Source organism: Winogradskyella flava, from assembly GCF_014243395.1.
GTDB classification, from domain to species: domain Bacteria; phylum Bacteroidota; class Bacteroidia; order Flavobacteriales; family Flavobacteriaceae; genus Winogradskyella; species Winogradskyella flava.
The window spans coordinates 37922-61486 of sequence record NZ_JACLCP010000005.1; the positions used below are offsets into that span (position 1 = coordinate 37922).

Annotated in this window: 10 protein-coding genes and 2 tRNA genes; all 12 read left to right on the top strand. The window is 36.0% G+C overall.

Going from position 1 to position 23565, the window contains the following annotated elements; all coding sequences use genetic code 11:
* Positions 1–35 precede the first annotated feature (35 nt).
* The 12 genes from mutS (at position 36) to H7F21_RS14515 (ending at position 23488) form a co-directional block, all read left to right on the top strand.
* Positions 36–2648, top strand: coding sequence for a DNA mismatch repair protein MutS (mutS, locus tag H7F21_RS14460; RefSeq protein WP_185790213.1), 2613 nt, complete (start codon positions 36–38; stop codon positions 2646–2648).
* 96 nt (positions 2649–2744) lie between these two features.
* Positions 2745–2816: transfer RNA gene (locus tag H7F21_RS14465), tRNA-Gly, on the top strand.
* Between the two features lie 43 nt (positions 2817–2859).
* A tRNA-Leu gene (locus H7F21_RS14470) sits at positions 2860–2943 on the top strand.
* 208 nt (positions 2944–3151) lie between these two features.
* The gene (locus H7F21_RS14475; RefSeq protein ID WP_185790023.1) at positions 3152–5932 is read left to right on the top strand and encodes a triple tyrosine motif-containing protein; all 2781 of its coding nucleotides are present in this window, start codon (positions 3152–3154) and stop codon (positions 5930–5932) included.
* Positions 5933–6168: 236 nt separating this feature from the next.
* The gene (locus tag H7F21_RS14480; protein WP_185790024.1) at positions 6169–9327 is read left to right on the top strand and encodes a SusC/RagA family TonB-linked outer membrane protein; all 3159 of its coding nucleotides are present in this window, start codon (positions 6169–6171) and stop codon (positions 9325–9327) included.
* A gap of 5 nt (positions 9328–9332) precedes the next feature.
* A complete protein-coding gene (locus tag H7F21_RS14485) occupies positions 9333–10883 on the top strand; it encodes a RagB/SusD family nutrient uptake outer membrane protein (protein WP_185790025.1) in 1551 nt (516 codons plus the stop codon).
* Between the two features lie 30 nt (positions 10884–10913).
* Positions 10914–12812: a hypothetical protein gene (locus tag H7F21_RS14490; RefSeq protein WP_185790026.1), complete on the top strand. Its 1899-nt coding sequence runs from the start codon at positions 10914–10916 to the stop codon at positions 12810–12812.
* 305 nt (positions 12813–13117) lie between these two features.
* Complete coding sequence (locus H7F21_RS14495; RefSeq protein ID WP_185790027.1) at positions 13118–16315, top strand: glycoside hydrolase family 2 TIM barrel-domain containing protein; 3198 nt, start codon at positions 13118–13120, stop codon at positions 16313–16315.
* A 36-nt stretch (positions 16316–16351) separates the two neighbouring features.
* Entirely contained in the window at positions 16352–17743 is a 1392-nt protein-coding gene (locus tag H7F21_RS14500; RefSeq protein WP_246431497.1) for a carbohydrate-binding protein, read from the top strand.
* A gap of 13 nt (positions 17744–17756) precedes the next feature.
* Entirely contained in the window at positions 17757–18632 is an 876-nt protein-coding gene (locus H7F21_RS14505) for a glycoside hydrolase family 16 protein (RefSeq protein ID WP_185790029.1), read from the top strand.
* A gap of 93 nt (positions 18633–18725) precedes the next feature.
* Positions 18726–22187 carry a hypothetical protein gene (locus H7F21_RS14510; protein ID WP_185790030.1) on the top strand — a complete coding sequence of 1154 codons (3462 nt, stop codon included), beginning with the start codon at positions 18726–18728 and terminating at the stop codon, positions 22185–22187.
* 11 nt (positions 22188–22198) lie between these two features.
* On the top strand, positions 22199–23488 hold the full coding sequence (locus H7F21_RS14515; protein ID WP_185790031.1) for a glycosyl hydrolase family 17 protein: 1290 nt from the start codon (positions 22199–22201) through the stop codon (positions 23486–23488).
* The last annotated feature ends 77 nt before the right edge of the window (positions 23489–23565 follow it).

Here is a 23565-nt window from a genome sequence, read left to right on the forward strand (position 1 = left end):
CACACTTACATTTTCAACAAAAATACATAAATCCCTTGGCTAAAAAGGCAAAAAAAGAAACACCACTAATGAAGCAATACAATGCCATAAAGGCAAAGTATCCTGATGCTTTGCTGTTGTTTAGAGTAGGTGATTTCTATGAGACCTTTGGTAGTGATGCGATTAAAGCATCCAAGATTTTGGATATTATTTTGACCAAACGTGGTGCTGGAAGCGAAAGTGAAACTGAGCTTGCTGGTTTTCCTCACCATTCATTAAATACGTATTTGCCTAAGTTAGTAAGGGCTGGTGAGCGCGTTGCCATTTGTGATCAGTTAGAAGATCCAAAACAGACTAAGACCATCGTAAAGCGAGGTGTAACAGAATTAGTCACACCTGGTGTAGCGTTAAATGATGATATTCTACATTCAAAATCCAACAACTTTCTGTGTGCTGTGCATTTTGATAAAAGATATATAGGTATTTCATTCTTAGATATTTCTACGGGTGAATTTTTAACCTCTCAAGGTAATGCTGAGTATATTGATAAATTACTTCAGAATTTTAATCCAAGTGAAGTTTTAATTTCTAAACAATACCGCAAAGAATTTACAGAAACTTTTGGAAATGATTTTCATACATTTTATTTGGAAGACTGGGTGTTTCAAGCAGACTATGCAAACGAAACACTGACTAAACATTTTAATACTAAAACCTTGAAAGGTTTTGGAATTGAAGATTTATACGAAGGGATTATTGCGTCTGGTGTAGTATTGCACTATTTGAGTGAAACGCGTCATAATAGGCTAGAACATATAGCCACAATTTCAAGAATCGCTACAGATGATTATGTGTGGATGGATAAATTTACCATCCGAAATTTGGAACTATACCATTCTGTCAACGCTAATGCTGTCACCTTAATAAATGTAATTGACAAGACAATTTCTGCGATGGGAGGACGGACATTAAAGCGTTGGTTAGCCTTACCATTAAAACAAGCAGATAAGATAAAACAACGTCATGAGGTTGTTCAGTATTTATTAGATAATGAAGCTGTTCTTCAAAAGATTCAAGGTCAAATAAAGCATATTGGTGATATTGAACGTCTAATTTCTAAGATTGCTACAACAAAGGTAAGTCCAAGAGAGGTCATTCAGCTTAAAAACTCTTTAGAGGCCATTGCACCTATAAAATCCATGGCCGAAGCTTGTAACAATGGGGCTTTAATAGTATTAGGTGAGCATCTTAATAATTGTGACTTGCTAAGAGAGAAAATAAAGCAGACCTTGAATGAAGAGGCGCCAGTTAACGTCCTTAAAGGAAGTGCCATTGCTGCAGGCTTCTCTCAAGAATTGGACGAACTTAGAGGATTATCAAAATCTGGTAAAGATTACTTGGATGCAATGTTGCAGCGCGAAAGTGAGCGCACAGGTATTACATCGCTTAAAATTGCTTCAAATAATGTATTTGGCTATTACATTGAAGTCCGTAATTCTCATAAAGATAAAGTTCCAGAAGAGTGGATCAGAAAGCAAACTTTGGTTAATGCAGAACGATATATAACTGAAGAGTTAAAAGAATATGAAGCTAAAATCTTTGGAGCTGAAGAACGTATTTTAGCTATTGAGCAACAATTGTTTTCTGAATTAGTACTTTGGATGCATCAGTTTATCATCCAAGTGCAACAGAATGCCCAACTCATTGGGCAATTAGATTGCCTCTGTGGTTTTGCGAGTTTAGCAAAAACGAATAAGTATAACTATCCACAAATTGATGGTAGCTGTGATTTGGAAATTAAAGATGGCCGTCATCCTGTTATCGAAAAGCAATTGCCGCTAGGTGAATCGTATATTGCTAACGACGTATATCTTGATAGGGAATCTCAGCAAATCATTATGATTACCGGTCCTAATATGTCTGGTAAATCTGCTATTTTAAGGCAAACCGCTTTAATAGTGCTACTTGCTCAAATTGGTAGTTTTGTCCCTGCAAAAGAAGCTAGAATTGGTCTGGTCGATAAGATTTTCACTCGTGTTGGAGCAAGTGATAATATTTCAATGGGCGAATCTACATTTATGGTAGAAATGAATGAAACTGCATCGATTCTTAATAATATTTCGGAGCGTAGTTTAGTGCTTTTGGACGAAATTGGAAGAGGTACAAGCACTTACGATGGTATTTCTATTGCTTGGGCAATCAGTGAATACTTGCATGAGCATCCTGCGAGACCAAAGACACTTTTTGCAACGCATTATCATGAGCTTAATGAGATGGCTGAAACTTTTTCACGAATTAAAAATTTCAACGTATTTGTTAAGGAATTAAAAGACAATGTCCTTTTTGTTCGTAAACTAGTTGAAGGGGGCAGTGAGCACAGTTTTGGAATTCACGTTGCAAAGATGGCAGGAATGCCACAACAAGTTATTAGACGCGCAAACAAAATACTTTCAAAACTGGAGAAATCTCATTCTAGTGAAGAACTCACAGATAAAGTAAAATCGTTAAAAGATGATATGCAATTGAGCTTCTTTAATTTAGATGATCCTTTGCTAGAAGAGATAAAAGATGAGATCCTGCATACAGATATTGACACTTTGACACCAGTTGAAGCGCTTATGAAATTGAACGAAATAAAGCGAATGTTGGTCAAGAAAAAACAGGCCTGATAACTACTTAATTTATTTTAAAAAAGTCTTTGCATTTATAAGAAATAGTTTAAATTTGCATCCGCTTTTATAGCGAAAAGTTCTTTAAAAAACTACGCGAAAGTAGCTCAGGGGTAGAGCATCACCTTGCCAAGGTGAGGGTCGCGGGTTCAAATCCCGTCTTTCGCTCTATACAATATATACTAATTAAGTTGCAGTCTGCAACTTGGATGCTGAAGTGGTGGAATTGGTAGACACGTTGGACTTAAAATCCAATGACCATTAGGTCGTGCGGGTTCAAGTCCCGCCTTCAGTACAGATGAAAAGCCGAAACGAAAGTTTCGGTTTTTTTTATTCTTTGTTTTTCTGTGTAATTGCCCCTACAAAGATTAAATTGAACACTACAATTCTTCTTAAGTCCTTTTATTTATCTATCTTAGTGACTTAACATAGGGATACTATGTTATAAAACACTGTTTCGGTATTTACTTAAAACAAGTATGGTGCAAAGAACTTTATATTTCATGTTTTTTTTGTTTGCCAGTATTGTCTATTCGCAAGAAATACCTCCTATTGAGATTTTTACGCCACAAGATTATGGAGCTGAAGATCAGAATTGGGCTATAACGCAATCCGAGAATAATTTTATTTACGTAGCTAATAATTTAGGACTTTTAGAATATAATGGAGCTACTTGGCAGCTTTATAAATCACCCAATAATGATATTTTGAGATCGGTTCGGAGTGCTGGAAATAAAGTGTATTCGGGTGGTTATATGGATTTTGGCTATTGGATGAAAGACCAATATGGTAAGCTTATCTATCAATCATTATCTACAAATCGAGAGTTTAAAATTAAAGAAGACGAGCAGTTTTGGGGAATTATTGACATAGATGGTTTTGTGCTTTTCCAGTCCTTTGAAACCATATATATCTATGATATAACTAATGACAGCTTTAAGCTGATTCATTCCGATGATAGAATCAATAAGATTTTCAAGGTCAATGAGTCCATTTATTTTCAAAAAGCCAATATTGGTCTATTCAAAATAGTAAATGGTAAAGAGCAGCTCATTTCCTCAGTATTAGAGTTAAAAGACAATGAAATAATAAATATATACGCTGTTGACGATGGTTTGTTGTTACAGACTAAAGAGAATGGTATTTATAAGTACAATGAGCAATTGGTCAAAAAATGGAACACAAGTGCCAATAAAATACTATCAGAAGTTAGCGTCTATAGTGCCAAAAAATTAAGTGATGGTAGTTTTATTTTAGGCACTATATCCAACGGAATAGTTCGTCTTAGTAGTTCTGGGGATGTCATAACACGTATTGATCAGTCTTATGGATTAAGTAATAACACAGTGCTTAGTATCGAGGAAGACAACTACGGCAATGTATGGCTTGGCTTGGACAATGGAATCAATGTTTTAAATCTATCTTCTCCATTCAAAGTATATGTTGATAAGCAGGGTATTTTAGGTACGATTTATTGTTCAGCAAAGAATAATGGTTATCTATATTTAGGGACCAATCAAGGTCTTTTTTATAAACGTTTTGATGCGGATTCAAAATTTAAGTTTATTCCCTCTACGGAAGGACAAGTTTGGGTGCTGACTGTTGTTGATGGCATACTTTTGTGTGGTCATGACAGTGGTACATTTACCGTAGGTAATGATAATACGGCTGATTTTTTGTCTTTTGAGAAAGGAACTTGGACTATTAAACCAATAAGCAGCGATATGCTTTTGCAAGGAACCTACAAAGGTTTAAGTATTTTGGAAAAGAAGAATGGCAGTTGGAAATACAGGAATAAAATAGATGGGTTTAATATCTCGTCGAGATATGTTGAGCTTTCAAATAATAACGATATTTTAGTTAGCCATGAGTATAAGGGCGTATATAGAATACTTACAGATAGTAATTATAGAGAAGTAAGTAGTTATGAGAAGTTAAATGTTAGTCAAGGTGCTAAATCAGGTTTACTAAAATATAATGGGAATGTCTTTTATATTTATGAAGATGGATTTTATAAATACGATATAGGTACTCAGGGTTTTCAAAAAGATAGCCTATTAAGTGCGGCTTTTCCAAAACAGGATTATCTGTCAGGCAAACTAGTCATCGATAGTCAGAAAAATAGGTTATGGGGCTTTACAAAAGATAGAGTAATTTTCATAGAACCAGGAGAGTTATCCAGCTTACCAGATATAAGCTCTATTCCGATTTCTAGCGAAATTCGAAAAAGTAAGCCAGGATATGAAAACATACTGCATATTACAAAAGATGAATATTTAATCGGATCGACAGAAGGTTACGTCATAATTAACCTTGATAAGTTAAAAGAGGAGCCTAAAGAGATAGTCTTAAATGGTATAGAGTATAGTTCTAGACATGACAATTTTTCCCAATTAAGCTTATCTGAATCATCACAACGCATTGAGCTCAACTATAAAAGGAATAGTTTAAAGTTTAGTTATAGCATAACGGATTTCGATAAAATGTCCTTGTCAGAATATCAATATAGGCTTAAAGGTATATATGATAATTGGAGTAAATGGTCAACAAATTCATCAGTTGCTTTTGAAAATTTACCACATGGTGAATATCAGCTTGAGGTGCGAGGAAGAACTTCCGGTGTCATCACAAAGAATAGGATTGAATATTCATTTATAATACAAAAACCTTGGTATTTGAAGCCACTGGCTATAATGGCTTATATTGTTTTAGTATTGATGCTTATATCATTAATTCAAGTTCTTAATAAAAGACATTATAAAAGACAGAAACAGAAACTTATTGAAAATAAAGAGCGAGAGCTCGAGTTAGAGCAACTTGAAAGTCAAAAGCAAATAATCCAATTCAAGAATGAAAATCTTCAAATGGATATTGAAAACAAAAATAGGGAGTTGGGAACTGCAACCATGAATTTGGTTAAGCGTAATGAATTACTTAATGACATTAAAGTGGAGTTAACTAAGGCTAAAACCATTGATGATACTAAGAATGTAATACGACTTATAAATAGAAACCTTAATAATACAAGTGATTGGAAATTATTTGAAGAAGCGTTTAACAACGTAGATAAGGACTTCATGAGGCGTGTCAAATCATTACACCCTGCGATTACCCCAAACGATTTAAGATTGTGTGCATATCTTCGATTAAATTTATCTTCAAAAGAAATAGCACCATTATTAAATATTTCCCACAAAAGCGTTGAAGTTAAGCGATATCGATTGCGCAAAAAGATGGGATTGGATCACGAGCAAAGCCTTACGGATTATATTTTAGAGCTATAACTCCCATACAGCTTCTATTTTTGGCTATACATTACCTATACATTAACAATTTTTTGTCTAATTGTTAAATTAATATCAATTTTTTGTTAATCAAAGAAATGCTCATTTTAAAGGACTTTAAGTGGTGTTTTGGTAATAAATTGATCTTTTTTTTGCATTGTATATTTTATGTATAGTGCAATTTTGCGAATTCCGCAATTTTTTATATTAAGTTGCATTAACTAACGTAGCTAATTATGAAAATCAATTTTTTTACACTCTTTGCTGTATTTTTTTCCATGGCAGTGTTTGGTCAAACTGTGGATGTAACGGGTACAGTTATAGAGGCATCTTCGGGTCAACCACTTCCTGGCGTAAATGTTTTATTAAAAAACACTGCGAAAGGGACATCAACAGATTTTGACGGGAATTTCAAACTTAACGAGGTGCCCATCAATTCTGTTATCGTAATCTCATATATAGGTTTTATAACCCAAGAGATTACAATTAAGAGTTCAGAACCAATTAACGTATCGCTTCAAGAGGATGCAGAATCATTAAGCGAAATAGTGGTTATTGGGTATGGAACTCAAAAGAAAAAAGAATCAACAGGAGCGGTATCTGTTCTGGATACAGAAGCCATCGAAAAATTAAATCCTCAGCGTGTTGAGCAAGCTTTACAAGGACAAATAGCGGGTGTCAATGTAACATCTACATCTGGTTCTCCCGGTGCTGGAGCGAACATAAGGATAAGAGGTGTGTCTACAAATGGAGATAGTAGGCCGTTAATTTTGGTAGATGGTAATGTCATCGAGGATTTGTCAGTATTGAACCCTAACGATATAAAATCTATAAATGTTTTAAAAGATGCGACTGCTGGTATTTACGGTGTAAGGGGGGCAAATGGTGTGGTATTAATTACAACAAAAACCGGTAGAAAGGCATCAGAGCTCAAATATAGTGTTGATGTGTATTCTGGATTTCAAACCACATCGCAAAAAATAGATGTCTTAGGTCCTAGAGATTATGCTATATATGTAAACGATGCTTTAGGTGAAACTGTATTTTTTGAGTACCCTCAAACTGGAACGGACTGGCAAGATGAGGTATTCCAAACCGCAGCGATTTCAGATATTAATTTTAGTGTCAGTGGGGGTGGCGAAAAGTCGGCATATAGTTTTGGTGTTTCTAATTTAGACCAAGATGGTATTGTAGGTGCGGGCAAATCCAATTATAGACGTTCAACCGCAAGATTTTCTTATCAATATGATATTCTGGATAATTTGAAGCTTTCGTCTACAGGGATTTATACTAATTCTAAGAAGAACAATCTTGGAGAAAATGGTATAGGGGCTCCTTTATACAATGCCGTTAATATAAATCCAAATCTTGCAATATTTGATATAGATGGTAATTTTACTTCACCAACTAGTGTTGACGCTATAGAGATAGTGAATCCACTGGCTCAAATAGCAAATACTCATAATATTACAACCATAGATAGATATAGTGCTACCTTAGGTTTGGATTATACATTTTTTGAAAAGTTTACCGTAAGTTCAAAACTTCAAATTAATTATGCTAATGTTTTGGACGATATTTTTAGACCAGTAATTGATTTTGGTAATAATTTTAGCAAATCAGGAAGTGTTCGTCCTGTTTCGATAGAGACGGACGATAATGGTCAATTTGTTAGTTCTAGTGGTGGTAATGAAATTGTAGATAATAGTGCCTTTTTTACGGATTATACGTTTGATGGTTATATCACTTACGAAGATACGTTCAATGAAGATCATAACCTAACAGTGCTTCTGGGTGGTTCTGCATTTAGAACAAGAGGACGATTTTATGGTCAAACAGGATTTGTTTTGGCGAATGACAGTAACTCTGTTGATGATGCTTTTGCCGATGGGTCAGTTGCAAATAAAATAGATCCGGTCACTGGAAGACTTGTACCACGTTTTAGAGAAGATCAATTAGAAAATGGAGCTGATATGTTCGATGTAAGGCTTCAGTCTTTCTTTACTAGAGTACAATACAATTATAAAGGGAAATATCTCTTTTCTGCCGTGTTGCGTCGAGATGGATCATCTAGATTTGGGCCTAATAATAAATTTGGATACTTCCCTTCTGGTTCTATAGGGTGGAATGTTTCAGATGAAGATTTTTTAAGTAATAGCAATACAATTAACTTTTTGAAACTTAGAGCAAGTTATGGTATCATAGGAAATGATAGGATTCCGGATTTCCGGTTTATTACACTTTTGGACAACGAAGGTTCAGTTGCGCCAGGAAATGCTATTACACAGACGGACATTCTTTTGGGTGTCGCACCTGGAGTTCCTGGAAACCCCAACTTAAAATGGGAAGAGCAAGAAACACTCAATGTTGGCTTCGATGCTAGGTTTTTCGACAATAAAGTTAGTCTTACAGTAGATGCATTTAGAAAGCAGACCAATGATTTATTGTTTGACCCTCAAGCATCTGGTTTAATTAATACGAGTTTGAGTCCAACGGTCTTTCCTACAATCAATGCTGGAACTGTAGTGAACAAGGGTATTGAGTTTAGTATTGCTTATAACAATAGCTTTTCAGAAGATATTGACTTTAATATAGGTTTTAATTTAACGACTTTGGAGAACGAAGTCACTTCTGTTAACGGAAATATTCCACCAACAACTGGTGAGTTTGGCGTGGGGATAAATCAAATAAATATATCTCGTATGGTTCCAGGTTTTTCTTTGGGTCATTATTTTGGGTATGAAACTAACGGTGTATATCAGACGCAAGCAGAGATAGATGCATTAAATGCAAATGCAGCAGATAATGACGGCGTTTTTCATACGGGTGCTGAAGTTGGAGATTTAAAATTTGTAGATCGCAATGGAAATGGGTATATAGATGAAGACGATAGAACAGTTATTGGAGAACCTATCCCAGATGTTACAATGGGTTTCAATATAGGTTTCAGATATAAGAATATAGATTTTAGTGCTAATGCCTTTGCTTCAATTGGTAACGATATGGTAAGGGATTATGAGCGTAAAATTCCAACAGCAAATATAGGAACGTTTGCATTGGATAGATGGCAGGGAACAGGGACAAGTAATTCCACACCTAGCTTTGCCAACGGTTCTGTCAGTACAAATACGTTTTCTGACTTTTATGTAGAAGATGCTTCTTTTCTACGTTTACAAAATGTACAAATTGGATTAACTTTTGGAGAAAAAACAGTATCCTCTCTAGGAGTTGATAAGCTGAGAATATACCTTTCAGGTAATAATTTATTTACTATTACGGATTATTCTGGCTATGATCCAAGTGCAAGTACAGGAAGTCCTCTTGCAGGAACGATAGATAAAGGATTCTATCCTGTTGCCAAGTCTTATTTAGTAGGTGTTAACTTAAACTTTTAAAAATTATGAAAAAGATTTTAAAATTAAAATACGTTTGGGTGCTATTCCTTTTTGCAACATCATCTTGTGATGATTTTGTAGAGGTAGAGCCTATACCGATAACTTCGGACAATTTCTTTAATACACCAGAGGAATATGACGATGCTTTGATTGGTGCTTACGATTTATTGCAAGCTACCTTTTGGAATGTGTTAACTAGTGTTGTGGCATCGGATGATTTTATTGCAGGAGGCGATGCTTCTTCGATAGATCAGCCTACGCTTCAAAATGTCAACTTAATGGATCACACACCTGCTGATAATAATCAGATAAGGGATATTTGGACTTTAATGAATGCAGGAATGAATCGCACCAATTTTGTGCTTCAGAACAAAAATAAAATAGAGTTTGACGGTAAGGACGAAATTATAGCTCAAGCTTATTTTTTAAGAGCATATTATACGTTTGAATTAGCTAAGTTTTTTGGTAACGTTCCTTTGAAAGTAGAAGAACGCAATGGTGTAAACAGAATTGTTGATATTCCGGTAATTCCAGGAGAGCAATTTAGTATGGATAGAACAGAAAGCGTTGCAGCAACCTATGAACTTATTGAAGAAGATTTAAAAGAGGCAATTCCTGACTTGCCTATAACTCAAGATCTACCTTATAAGGCTACAAAAGGCGCGGCGCAAGCATTATTAGGTAAAGTTTATTTGTATAACAATAAGTTTACGCAAGCCGCTACAGTTTTAAATGAAGTCGTTAATAGTGGACAATATAGTTTAGTAACTGGCGAGGATTACGCGAATCTTTTCACAACTGCTGGTGAAAATGGTCCAGAATCCGTTTATGAAGTACAATACACAAATGTTGAAGGTGCAGGCTGGGGATGTATAGCTTGTAGTGAGGGTAATTATTTTATCCAATTTAATGGACCAAGATCGCCATTCAATGATCCAATATATGCCTCTGGTTGGGGTTTCAATTTAGTGACACCACAATTATATGATGCTTTTGATGATGATGATATGAGAAGAGATCTAACTATTTTCGATCTAAGAGATTTGGCAGCATTAGAGGATAATTCAGTTTATACACCACCAAATGAAGATACAGGGATGTATAATCACAAATATATGCCTCGTAAGGCAGATTTGGGAGAAAGTGTTGCTCAATTGACACACCCTCAGAACTATAGAGCTATCCGTTTTGCGGATGTATTGTTAATGGCTGCTGAAGCTGAGGCTCAAAGTGGTGGGTCAAATGCAGAGAGTTACTTAAATCAGGTTAGAGCTAGAGCCTATGGAAATAATAGCCATGATTATACTGCTGCTGAAGGAAGTCTACTAGATGCGATTTATGCAGAAAGACGAAAAGAATTAGCTGGCGAAGGCCATCGTTTCTTTGATTTGGTGAGAACAGACAGAGCTCAAGGTGCTTTTGATGATTACAATGCAACGAAACCAACAGATTTTGATCCCGTAACATACGAGTCAAAGAACAGAATATTTCCTATTCCTTTAGTTGAACTTGAATTGGCGCAAGCTGTAGAACGTTGGGGAAATCCAGGATACTAAAAAGAAATTATTAAATAAAAATTGAATAAAATGAAATTATTAAAAAAAGGAGTTTATTGTATTCTAGCATTATTAATGCTAAGTGCACCATTTTCTTGTGAACAAGAAGATGACTTAAACATAATTGCTGGATTAGATTTTAATATAGCAACGTTAAATGCAGAAGGTAATGAAACAGGTGTTATTGCAACAACAATTCCACCAGATGGTCGTATTGTATATACTGTAGATTTTGGTGATCCAAATGGAGTTGATATACCAAATGGTAATGGCGATACTGATGACGTTATTCAAACGACTAGTGGACCCATGGTTTCTTATGAGTATCCATTAGAATCTGCAACTTATACCATTACTGTTACAGCTTCTTTATCTGGTAAGGAAGATGTCTCAATAACTAAAGAGCATACTGTTATATATGTCGTAGAGCCAGATCCTACTCCTGGTTCTCCTATAGCAGGTACTTGGCGTTTAGCTCCACAAGCAGGTGCCTTAGGTGTTGGACCTGGTCAAGGTAATGTATCTTGGTTTTCTAATTCAGATGAAGATGTTATTACTAGAGATTGCTTATTTGATGATGAATACGTCTTAGGCGAAGATGGGTCATTCCAAAACATATTGGGAGATGAAACTTGGTTAGAGCCTTGGCAAGGATTCGATCCCGAGCAATGTGGTACACCAGTGTTTCCTCATGATGGTTCTGCCAACGCCAGTGCCAGCTATACTTATAATGATGCTGCAGGTACATTAACTGTTAATGGTCAAGGTGCATTTATGGGCTTAGCCAAAGTAATTAATGGTGCTGAACTTGCAGCGGGTGAAACTGCACCTGATTCAAGAACATATCAAGCGACCTTATCCGATGATGGTTTATCTTTAACTTTAGATATTCCAGTAGCTGGAGATGGTTGGTGGCAATTTAATTTTGTTAAAGATGCTCCACCTGCACCATCACAACTAGAGGGAGTATGGAGAATAGCTCCAGAGGCAGGTGCTTTGGGAGTTGGACCAGGACAAAATGATGTGTCTTGGTGGTCAAATGCAGATACTGATGTAACTACAAGAGATTGCTTCTTCGATGACACGTATGTGTTCAATGCAGATGGATCATTCCAAAACGTATTAGGATCTGAAACATGGTTAGAGCCATGGCAAGGTGTGGATCCGGAAGCATGTGGAGCTCCAATTTTTCCTCATGATGGAACGGCTTCTGCAACATACGATTACAATGCAACTGCAGGAACACTTACCATAGAAGGTGAAGGTGCTTTCTTAGGGTTGGCAAAAGTTATTAATGGTGCCGAGATTGCATCTCCAACAGATGCTGCAGATTCAATTACTTATATCGCAGAACTAGCTGATGACGGAAATACTTTAGAATTAGATATTCAAGTAGCTGGTGATGGCTGGTGGTCATTTAAATTGGTAAAAGACGTTGTGCCTACAGGTGTACAAGGTACATGGGTCTTAGCGCCAGAAGCAGGAGCTCTAGGTGTTGGTCCGGGACAAAATGATGTATCATGGTGGTCAAATGCAGATACTGATGTAACTACAAGAGACTGTTTGTTTGATGATCAGTATGTGTTTAATGCAGATGGATCTTTCCAAAATGTACTGGGCTCTGAGACATGGTTGGAGCCATGGCAAGGCTTTGATCCAGAGCAATGTGGTACTCCAGTTTTCCCTCATGATGGAACGGCTTCGGCAACATACACCTATGATGAAGGAGCAGGAACGTTAACCATTGATGGTGAAGGTGCCTTCTTAGGTTTGGCAAAAGTTATAAACGGTGCTGAGATTGCATCTCCAATAGATGCTGCTGATTCAATTACCTATATAGTAGAATTAACCGATGGAGGTAATACTATGGAGCTCGATATTGCAGTCGCAGGTGATGGCTGGTGGTCGTTTAAACTGGTAAGACAGTAAGAGGAGAGTTTTATTATAGAGTTAATCACCTAAATTAAGTTCATAATAATAATTAAATCAAAAGACAATAAATCTGTTATAAACGTTAAAAATTAATTCTTTAACAGATTTATTGTCTCAATTACCTAGTACAGGTGGATAAAATTATTTAATCTACTTGTGGGTTAAGACTATAATCCCCAAATATTATATACCTATTCTTAGTTCCTGTTATGATTATGCTTGTTTATGCAGTCTTTACATAATAGTATTTAGGTACAATTTTATTAAGACTACAGAACTACCAACTTTAAAAATAACGATGTATGAAAAATATTTTTTTAAGACTATTTCTTTTACTGCTTTCAACTTCAGTATTTGCTCAATCAGCTAAAGTTTCAGTAGTAAATGATGCTTCCGGATCCAAATTAGTGGTTAACGGAAAGGACTTTATGATCAATGGTATGAATTGGGATTATATCCCTATTGGTACAGATGTTGTTGATGCGGGTTTATTTAAAAAATCCGATGATATAATCAAATCAGCCCTGGATAGGGAGATGGCACTCTTAAAAAATATGGGTGTAAATGTAATACGACAATATACAGGGGTACCAGCGAAATGGATTCAATATATCTACGAAAATTATGGTATTTACACGATGCTCAACCATTCTTTTGGACGTTATGGATTAACGTTAAATGGTGTTTGGACACCTGTTACGATTTATGATGACGAAGTAACTAAGGAGTTCTTAATGAGCGAAATGACAAGTTTAGTTGAGGAATATAAGGATACTCCAGGACTGTTATTATATCTGTTAGGTAATGAGAATAACTATGGATTGTTCTGGGCTGGCGCAGAAACAGAGGATTTTCCAGAAGGTGAGGAGCAGAAACAAGCTGTTGGAGAAAACCGTGGAAGACCAATGTATAGGTTAATGAATGAAGCTGCCAAAGCTATGAAGGCTTTAGACTCAAATCATCCTGTTGCTATATGTAACGGAGATGTGTTATTTATAGATATTGTTGCAGAAGAATGCCCCGATATTGATATCTATGGCACAAATACCTATAGAGGTGCTTCTTTTGGAGATATGTTTCAAGTAGTAAAGGAAAAACTCAATATACCTTTAATGTTTACAGAATTTGGAGCAGATGCATTCAATGCTAGAGATAATAAAGAAGACCAATATTCTCAAGCCTACTATATGGTTGAAAATTGGAAAGAGATTTATGAAAATGCATCTGGACTAGGAAAGGCAGGTAATTCCATTGGAGGCTTCACGTTTCAATTTAGTGATGGCTGGTGGAAATTTGGATTTGATGATAGAAAGAATGCAGATGTCCATGATAACAATGCATCTTGGTCTAATGGTGGCTATTCAAGAGATCTGACGGCAGAGGGTGTCAATAATATGAATGAAGAATGGTTCGGTATCTGCGCCAAAGGCGCAACTGATCCAAGAGGGCTTTACGAATTATATCCTAGAGCGGCTTATTACGCTTTAAAGGACGCACATCAACTAAATCCATATTCTGAAGGCATGACTCTAGAATTTGTGGATAATTATTTTAACAACATACAATTAATGGATGCTGTTTTGAGAGCTCGTGGCGACAAAGCTGCACTCGATGGTGGAGGCGATCAAAAGATCAGGATAAGCAATTTACAAGCAAGGTTTACAACTTTTAATACTGGAGGCTCGTTGATTACGACTCCAGACAATGAAGATCCTAATGCAAATGCATTCCCTAATCAGTTAGGCTTTGACCACATGCAATCCTACTTTGTTGGAATTGAAGGTAACCCAGCACCAAATATGAGGGCTGAGGTAAATTTCAATATTTTAGGCAATGTAGCTGAGAATCCTATCAATGAAATATTTTACGAAAATGTTGGTAGACCAATTACAGTAGTTGGCGTAGAAGGAGGTAATGACCTTGACGTGGAAATTCCAGATTTTAACAGGTTACGCGTTTACCAAGCAGAGTTTGAATGGAATGCCAAAGATTTTGATTTAAGAGGTTTCTACAGAACAGGACATTATCATTGGGGATATGAGGGTGACTTTTTTGGTCTGTATCCTGAATCTAATTATGGTCCTAATCTAGATATATATAATGGTGAGATTTTAGGATTGGAAATAGATGGAAAAGGCGATCTAGATGGTTTGAAAGCTGCATTTGGTCCACAATTATGGTGGGGCGCCAATCCAACAGCACTATTAAAATATCATAGAACCATTAAACATTGGGATGTCACAGGTATTTATCATAGAGACTTAAATACTGATATCACTTTTGACGATACGGGTAGGCGTGTTTTAGATGCAAACCAAGTACGAAGTGGTGTAATTCCTGCTTGGCCCTCAGAAAGAGCAACCCTCGTTGTAGAGCGTGAATTTGGTAAATTTGGTTTAACACTTGGAGGTATATGGGCCGGTAGTCCATTAAATGGTAGTTCATTTCAGGATATAAGAAATGGTGTTGTAATAGAAGATGAGGTACGCTCTGAGGATAACTGGGGAGGAAAGGCTAAGGTTGTTTATGAAGGAGGAAAGTTCAACTGGTATGCTCAAGGAGGCGTTATGGGATTGGTTGCTAATGGTGGAGTTGACCAAACATTGACTTTTACCGGATGGAAACTCAAGGATACTGGCAGTGGTAACATGTCTAATTTCCTTACAGGTTTTACATATTCCGTTGGCAATTTTCAAATAGCACCGAATTTTATGTGGCAACAACCAATTGTAGATCCTATGCCAAATGATGTAGGTGCACCTGGAAGATTACGAAACGTTATAGATGATCCTTTTGCGGTAAGAGGAGGCAATAGGGAAACTACCGCAGGTGAGATTTTAATTACTTTTGACCCTGATCCAGGAACTTGGTTCTATGAGTGGAATAACGATCGAGCAGAGGGTGCAAAATTTGCTGCAAATTTAGGCTTTGTTTATCGTCATTTACCAACGACCCAAGATGCGCATATTGGATTTTTAGCTAATCGTACATTCTTTGCATTCCCAAACTCCGCACCAGCAGAAGATCTTTGGGAAGTGCATTCGAGAATGGTATCTAAAATTGGTCCAGATATCGGGATTATAGGAAATTTCTATTATGGTAATGGTCAGGCTAATGGTGATTCAGATAGAACGATTAAACGTTTTGGAGGAGATATTAGAGCGTTAGTTAATAATATGAAATTTCAAGGACACGTTAAGGTGAATGATTGGGGACCTTTTGATTATCATAGAGATTTTAACTTAACCTATCCGCTTCAACTAATGTTAGATGTATCAACAACGCTAGGTAAACCAGATTGGTTTATTCTACCGAGTACTACAGTAGGCATTAGAGGTACCTGGCGTTCTTTAGACGTTAATTCTCCAAGGTATTCTCCGCTCGCGGCAGATCCTAATGCAACCAACCCTAATGCACCGCCACCAATTAGTCCAATAGGTTTTCCTGATGGCTCAGAGTGGGAAATAAGAACATATGTACATATCAATATTGGTAAATAAAAAACGCAAATGATGAAGAATAAAATAAATATTAAATTGAAATTGATTTTTTTATCGGTTCTTGTGATGGTTTTGATTACAGGCTGTGAAAGAGATGCATCAGATGATGTCACCTTAGCCACATTTCCTAATGTAGCCGATATATTTACAGATGCGCCTGTTGGATTAACAGATGAGTTTTTTGAATCTTTTGATCCAGCTTTTGGAGCAAATACCAATGGTTTTGGCACCGATGATAATGAAGCTTTTGAAGGGACAACTTCTATAAGAATAGATGTACCTACTCCGACGGATCCAGATGGAGGATTTATTGGAGGTATTTTTAGAGATCGTGGTGCAGGAAGAGATTTAACTGGTTACGATGCGCTAACCTTTTGGGCCAAAGGATCAACAACGGCAGCTATTGGTACAGTAGGATTTGGAAGTGATTTTGTGGAAGACAAGTATGCTGTTTCTATAAATGATTTAGAACTTTCTACAGATTGGAGAAAATATATTATTCCAATACCTGACCCATCTAAATTAGTACAAGAAAGAGGAATGTTTTTATTTTCTGCTGGAACTCAGAGTACAAATGGGGTAGGTTTTACATTTTGGATAGATGAATTACGTTTTGAAAGTTTAGGTACTTTAGGTCAGCCAAGACCTGCTATATTAGGTGGCCAAGACCAAACGGCTCAAGCTAATGTAGATACGTCTTTGCCAATAATTGGATTAACTTATACGGCTAATACAGGAAGTGGCCAAGATGTAACAGTTTCGGCAACACCGTACTACTTTGATTTTAGTTCATCCAATCCATTTGTAGCTTCTGTAAGCGAAAATGGTGTAGTTACAGTAGACGGTCCAGGTGAAAACGGTGATAATACGTCTTTAATTACAGCTTCTGTAGCTGGTGTTTCTGCTTCAGGTTCATTAACTGTACAAGCAACTAATATAAATGTCATATCTATATTTAGTGATGTGTTTGCTAATGTGCCAGTAGATAATTATAACGGATTCTATGAACCATTCCAAACAACACTTGGCGGTGCTATTGACGAGAATGGTAATAATATTATTGATTACACCATGCTTAATTTTGTAGCAATTGAATATTATGGTAGAGAGGGAAGTGGTGTTCCGCCAATTGATGCAACTGAAATGACTCATCTTCATATAGAATTCAGAGTTAACGAAACAGTTGATGCATCAGATTATATTAATATGGAATTGCATAATAACTTTACATTACCTAATGGAATATTAGGCTCATATCAAATTTCTGGGACCGATTTAGCAAGCAATGAATGGGTCGAATTTGATATTCCTTTATCTGATTTTGCTGGTCTAAGCGCGAGAGATGCTTTAGGTATGATGTTATTTGTATCCGATGGGACAATTTCTAATTTGTCTTTGGATAATATCTATTTCTACGCTGAAAATTAATAAATAAGAAAACATGATGAATTTTAAAAATAAAATCAAATCAAAATCTTTTCAATTGGTATGTTCTCTATTGGTAGTTATTACAATAGGAGCTATTGCTTTAAGCTGTAATCCAGACGAAACACAAGATGTTACCAATTTTAACAACTTAACAATGCAAGATGAGTTTAATGTGGATGGAGCGCCTAATAACGCAATGTGGACTTATAACATCGGCACAGGTGATAATGGTTGGGGAAATGGTGAGCTTCAATACTACACGGATAGACCTGAGAACGTAGTAGTTGAAGATGGAATGCTTAAAATCACGGCCATACAAGAAGATTTTGAAGGCTCCGGTTATACGTCTGCAAGAATTTTAACTAAAGGGTTGTTTGAACAACAATATGGTCGCTTTGAGGCGAGAATGAAACTGCCATTTGGAAAAGGCATGTGGCCTGCATTTTGGTTGTTAGGTGCCAATATTCAAGAGGGTCCTGAGGATCCAGATAATCCAGCAACTGTAGTTTGGCCACTTTGTGGTGAGATTGATATCATGGAAAATGGTGGCTCCAAGCCTACTATTATAAGTGGAGCGGTACATGGACCTGGATATTCTGGTGGAAATGCCATCTCAAAAGAATATGCATTTGAAAACTCAAGAGTAGATGAATTCCATATATATGGTATTGAATGGGGTCCAAATTATATTAATTATTATGTTGATGATGTTTTATATAATCAAATCAAACCTGATGATGTTACCGGTGATTGGGTTTTTAATAATGGACCATTTTTTATAATAATAAACTTAGCTGTTGGAGGAGCATTTGACGGAAACCCAAATGCAAATACTGTATTTCCGCAGGAGATGCTTGTAGATTACGTTAGAGTTTATTCTGCTAATTAAATAATTTTAGTCGTCTAAAAGGTCAAAAAAGAACAAGATTTTTGACCTTTTTTAACCCTATGCCTTAAATATATTACAGTTTAATTAATACTAATGACTAACCAAATAGATACTTTGAAAGATACAAATTCTAATGAGGTAAAATTGGATCCTGTAACCATAGACGGTAAATCTTATTTTAAGATTTCTAATAGTGATCAAATGCGTCCGTTTTTTATGAGTATTGTGAGTGATTCCAATCACTGGATGTTCATATCAAGTAATGGAGGTTTAACAGCTGGCCGCAAAAACGCGGAGTATGCTTTATTTCCCTATTATTCGGATGACAAAATTACGGAGTCTTCAGATATTACTGGCGCCAAATCTATATTTCAAGTCACTAAAGATGGCAAGAAATTTATTTGGGAACCATTTTCTATTAGATTTCAAGATAATTACAATACCCAAGTTAATCTTTACAAAAGCGTTTATGGTAATGCTATAATTTTTGAAGAAGAGAATCTCGATTTAGAATTGACCTTTAGATACGAATGGTGTTCTAGTAATAAATTTGGTTTTGTAAAGAAATCAAAACTTTCTAATAGATCGTCATTACCTATTGAAGTAAAGGTACTTGATGGTATTCAAAACGTATTACCTTATGGCGTTAGTAGTGCTCTGCAGAATGCAAGCAGTAATTTGGTAGATGCTTATAAGAGAACAGAGTTAGTTGAAGATTCGGGACTTGGAGTTTTTGCTCTAAGTGCCATTATTGTTGATAAAGCAGAGCCAAGTGAAGCTTTAAAAGCAAACATTGCTTGGTCTTTGGGACTAGAAAACCCGAAGTATCTTTTATCCTCTTTACAACTTGATGCATTTCGAAATTTTGAAGATGTCCACCAAGAAACGGATATAAAGGCCGAGAAAGGCGCCTATTTTATTAATGCAGATATACAATTGACTTCAAATACAAATAAAGAGTGGTTTATTGTTGCCAATGTTAATCAAGATCATTCCGATATTGTTCAAATATCTACTCAGATAAAAGAGGATTCAGGGTTGCTAGATAGCTTAAATCAAAACATTGATTTAGGAACCAAAAAGCTCATTAAATTAAATGCATCTTCTGATGCGTTGCAATTAACGTCAGATAATTATAGAGATACGAGACATTTTTCAAATACACTTTTCAATATAATGCGAGGTGGTATCTTCGATGATGGCTACATTATTGAAAAATGGGACTTTGAGAATTATCTTGCCAAGGCCAATAAAGATGTCTATCGCACAAGCGAAAAACTTTTGGAGGACTTACCAGAAACGTTCTCTTTACAAGTCTTAAGAAAATATGCGAATTGGAGTGAAGATAAAGATTTCAGAAGGCTAGCATTAGAGTATATGCCGCTAAAATTTAGCAGACGTCATGGCGACCCTAGCCGTCCTTGGAATAAGTTCTCAATTAATACTAGAAGCGAGGTTGATGGCTCTAAGATTTTAGATTATGAAGGGAATTGGCGTGATATCTTCCAGAATTGGGAAGCCTTAGCATGTTCATATCCAGAATTTATTGAAAACATGATTCATAAATTCTTAAACGCAACAACGTTCGATGGTTATAACCCGTATCGCGTAACAAAAGGAGGTTTTGATTGGGAAATTATAGAGCCTGACGATCCTTGGTCTTACATTGGGTATTGGGGAGATCATCAAATTATTTACTTGTTGAAATTCTTGGAATTTATTGAAGATTATAATCCCGGTCAATTAGAAAGTTTTTTCAGTCAAGATATTTTTATTTATGCCAACGTACCTTACAGAATTAAGGGGTATCAAGATTTACTAAAAGACCCAAAAGATACGATTGAATTCGATGAAGATTCAGATCATAAAATCAGGGCGAATAGAGATAACATTGGTGCAGATGGTGCTTTGCTGCAGTATGCTAATGGAGACGTCGTTCGTGCTAACTTTATGGAAAAAATCTTAGCGACAACTTTAGCTAAACTCTCTAACTTTATTCCAGAGGGTGGTATTTGGATGAATACACAACGTCCAGAATGGAATGACGCTAATAATGCTTTGGTAGGTAATGGCGTTTCAATGGTGACTTTATACTACCTAAGACGCTTTCTGAATTTCTTTGATAAAGTTTTTCAAAATTCAAATACAGATACAATTGAAGTTGCTACTGAATTAGCCGACTTCTTTAAGGCTGTAAAATCTACTTTGCGAGATAACGAATCTGTATTGAATGGTTCGATTAATGATTATACTAGAAAACAAATTTTAGATGCTTTAGGTAAAGCGGGAAGCAACTATAGAGAAACCGTTTATGGAAAGTCGTTTTCAGGAGATAAATCAACATTATCTTTTAGTGATATTAAATTATTTACAAAGTCTGCATTAAAACATTTAGAACATTCTATTGAAGCTAACAAGAGACAAGATGAGATTTATCATGCTTATAACCTGATGACGGTCGAGAATGATAAAGAAGTTTCGGTGTCATATCTAGATGAAATGCTAGAAGGACAAGTGGCCGTCTTAAGTTCAGGGTATTTATCCTCAAAGGAGAATTTGGCAGTCTTGGATGGTTTAAAGCGCAGTAAACTTTTTAGGGATGACCAATACAGTTATATACTGTATCCATATAAAAACCTTAAAGGTTTTATGGATCGAAATACAATTCCATCTAGTGCTGTAAATAATTCAGACTTATTACAGAAGTTAGTAGCAGATGGAAATACCCAGATTATTGATAAAGACATTAAAGGAGAATACCATTTTAATGGGAATTTCAAAAATGCTAATGACTTGCAAGCAGGATTGGAGAATTTAGAAACTACAGCTTATGGTAGTTTAGTTGAGTCCGATCAATCTAAAGTGCTTCAAATTTTTGAAGACATTTTTAATCATAAAGCATTTACAGGACGTTCTGGGACTTTTTATGGCTATGAAGGTCTAGGGTCAATCTATTGGCATATGGTTTCAAAACTTCAATTGGCGGTAATGGAGTGTTGTCAAAAAGCAATTAAAGCGAATGAAAGTGATGAGGTTGTTGGAAGACTTTTAGAACATTATTACGAAATCAACGAAGGTATTGGAGTACATAAATCACCAGAACTTTATGGCGCATTTCCAACGGATCCTTATTCGCACACACCAGCGGGTAAAGGGGCGCAACAGCCAGGTATGACGGGCCAAGTAAAAGAAGATATTTTAAGTCGTTTTGGAGAGCTTGGTGTTTTTATGAGAGGCGGAAAATTGGTTTTTAACCCTTGTATGCTTCGTAAAGAAGAGTTTTTAGAAGAGACAAGCATGTTTAACTACATCAACGTTGAACATACAGAATCTGAATTAGAGATTAATAAAGGAGAACTCGTATTTACCTACTGCCAAGTGCCTGTAATCTATAGTTTAGCTGAAGCGCATAAGTCTGAGGTTAAGATGAAAGATGGCCAAATAAACACTTTTGACGGTTTAGACCTCAATAAGGAAATAAGTGACAAGATTTTTAGTCGTTCGGGAGAAGTAGAACTCATTCGAGTGCATATTAAAGAAGACTATTTGAAATAAAATATAGCATCATGAGAAAAGGAGTTCTTATATTTTTTGTTTTATCTCTTGTGTTCATGACGGCTTGCAATGAAAATAAAAAAGACGAAACGTCTTCAACCCAAATTAAGAAAGAAGTGACAGCTAAAGATATATTAGGAAATCCGGATTATCAGGCCATTTCATATGGCGGTTATCGCAAAAAGTCGAGAGACAGTCAACCTACAATAAAAGAACTGAAAGAAGATTTAAGAATCCTATCAGCAATGGACATAAAAGTTCTAAGAACCTATAATGTTCAACCAAAACTTCCCCATGCTTCAAATGTATTAAAAGCGATAACCGAACTTAAAAAAGAAGATGATAGTTTTGAGATGTATGTGATGCTTGGTGCTTGGATCGATTGTCTAAATGCATGGACAGACAAGGTGCCTAATCATGATGTGGAAAGTCCAAATAATGCAGGCGAGATAGAAAGAGCTGTGGCTTTAGCTAATCAATATCCAGATATTGTTAAGGTTATCGCTGTTGGTAACGAAGCTATGGTGAAATGGGCAACCTCTTATTATGTTCAACCTAATGTCATTTTAAAATGGGTTAACCATTTGCAGGACTTAAAAAAACAAGGTAAGCTACCAAAAGATTTATGGATTACCAGTTCAGACGATTTTGCATCTTGGGGAGGTGGAGAAGAACAATATCATGTAGAAGATTTAAATCAGCTGATTAAGGCTGTGGATTATATTTCGATGCATACCTATCCTTATCATAATTCGCATTACAATCCAGAGTTTTGGGGAGTTCCAGAAGCGCATAAAAATATGCCCGATACTACCAAGATTGAAATGGCTATGGAACGTGCTATTAAGTTTGCTCAAAAACACTACGATAGTGTCACTAATTATATGAAAAGCTTAGGAGTTAATAAACCAATTCATATTGGTGAGACGGGCTGGGCTACGGTATCAAATGGTCATTACGGAAATAATGGTTCTAGGGCAACAGACGAATACAAACAGGGGTTATACCATGCCATGATGAGAAAATGGACAAATAGAGCAGGTATTTCTTGTTTTTATTTTGAAGCATTTAATGAGCAATGGAAAGATGCGAAGAATGTTTTAGGTTCTGAAAATCATTTCGGATTATTTACGATTGATGGAAAGGCGAAATACCCTATTTGGGATTTGGTAGATAAAGGAATTTTTGATGGTCTAACACGAAATGGGAATCCAATTACTAAAACTTATAATGGTGAGAAAGAAGCACTTTTAAAAGATGTTTTGGTACCGCCATCTGAACAAGAGATAATGGCTAGGTAAATAGTTGTAAAATAAAAGGCTGTTCATTAAGAATTAAGAATAGTGAGTAAGCATAAATTAAAACGAACTGATAAAGA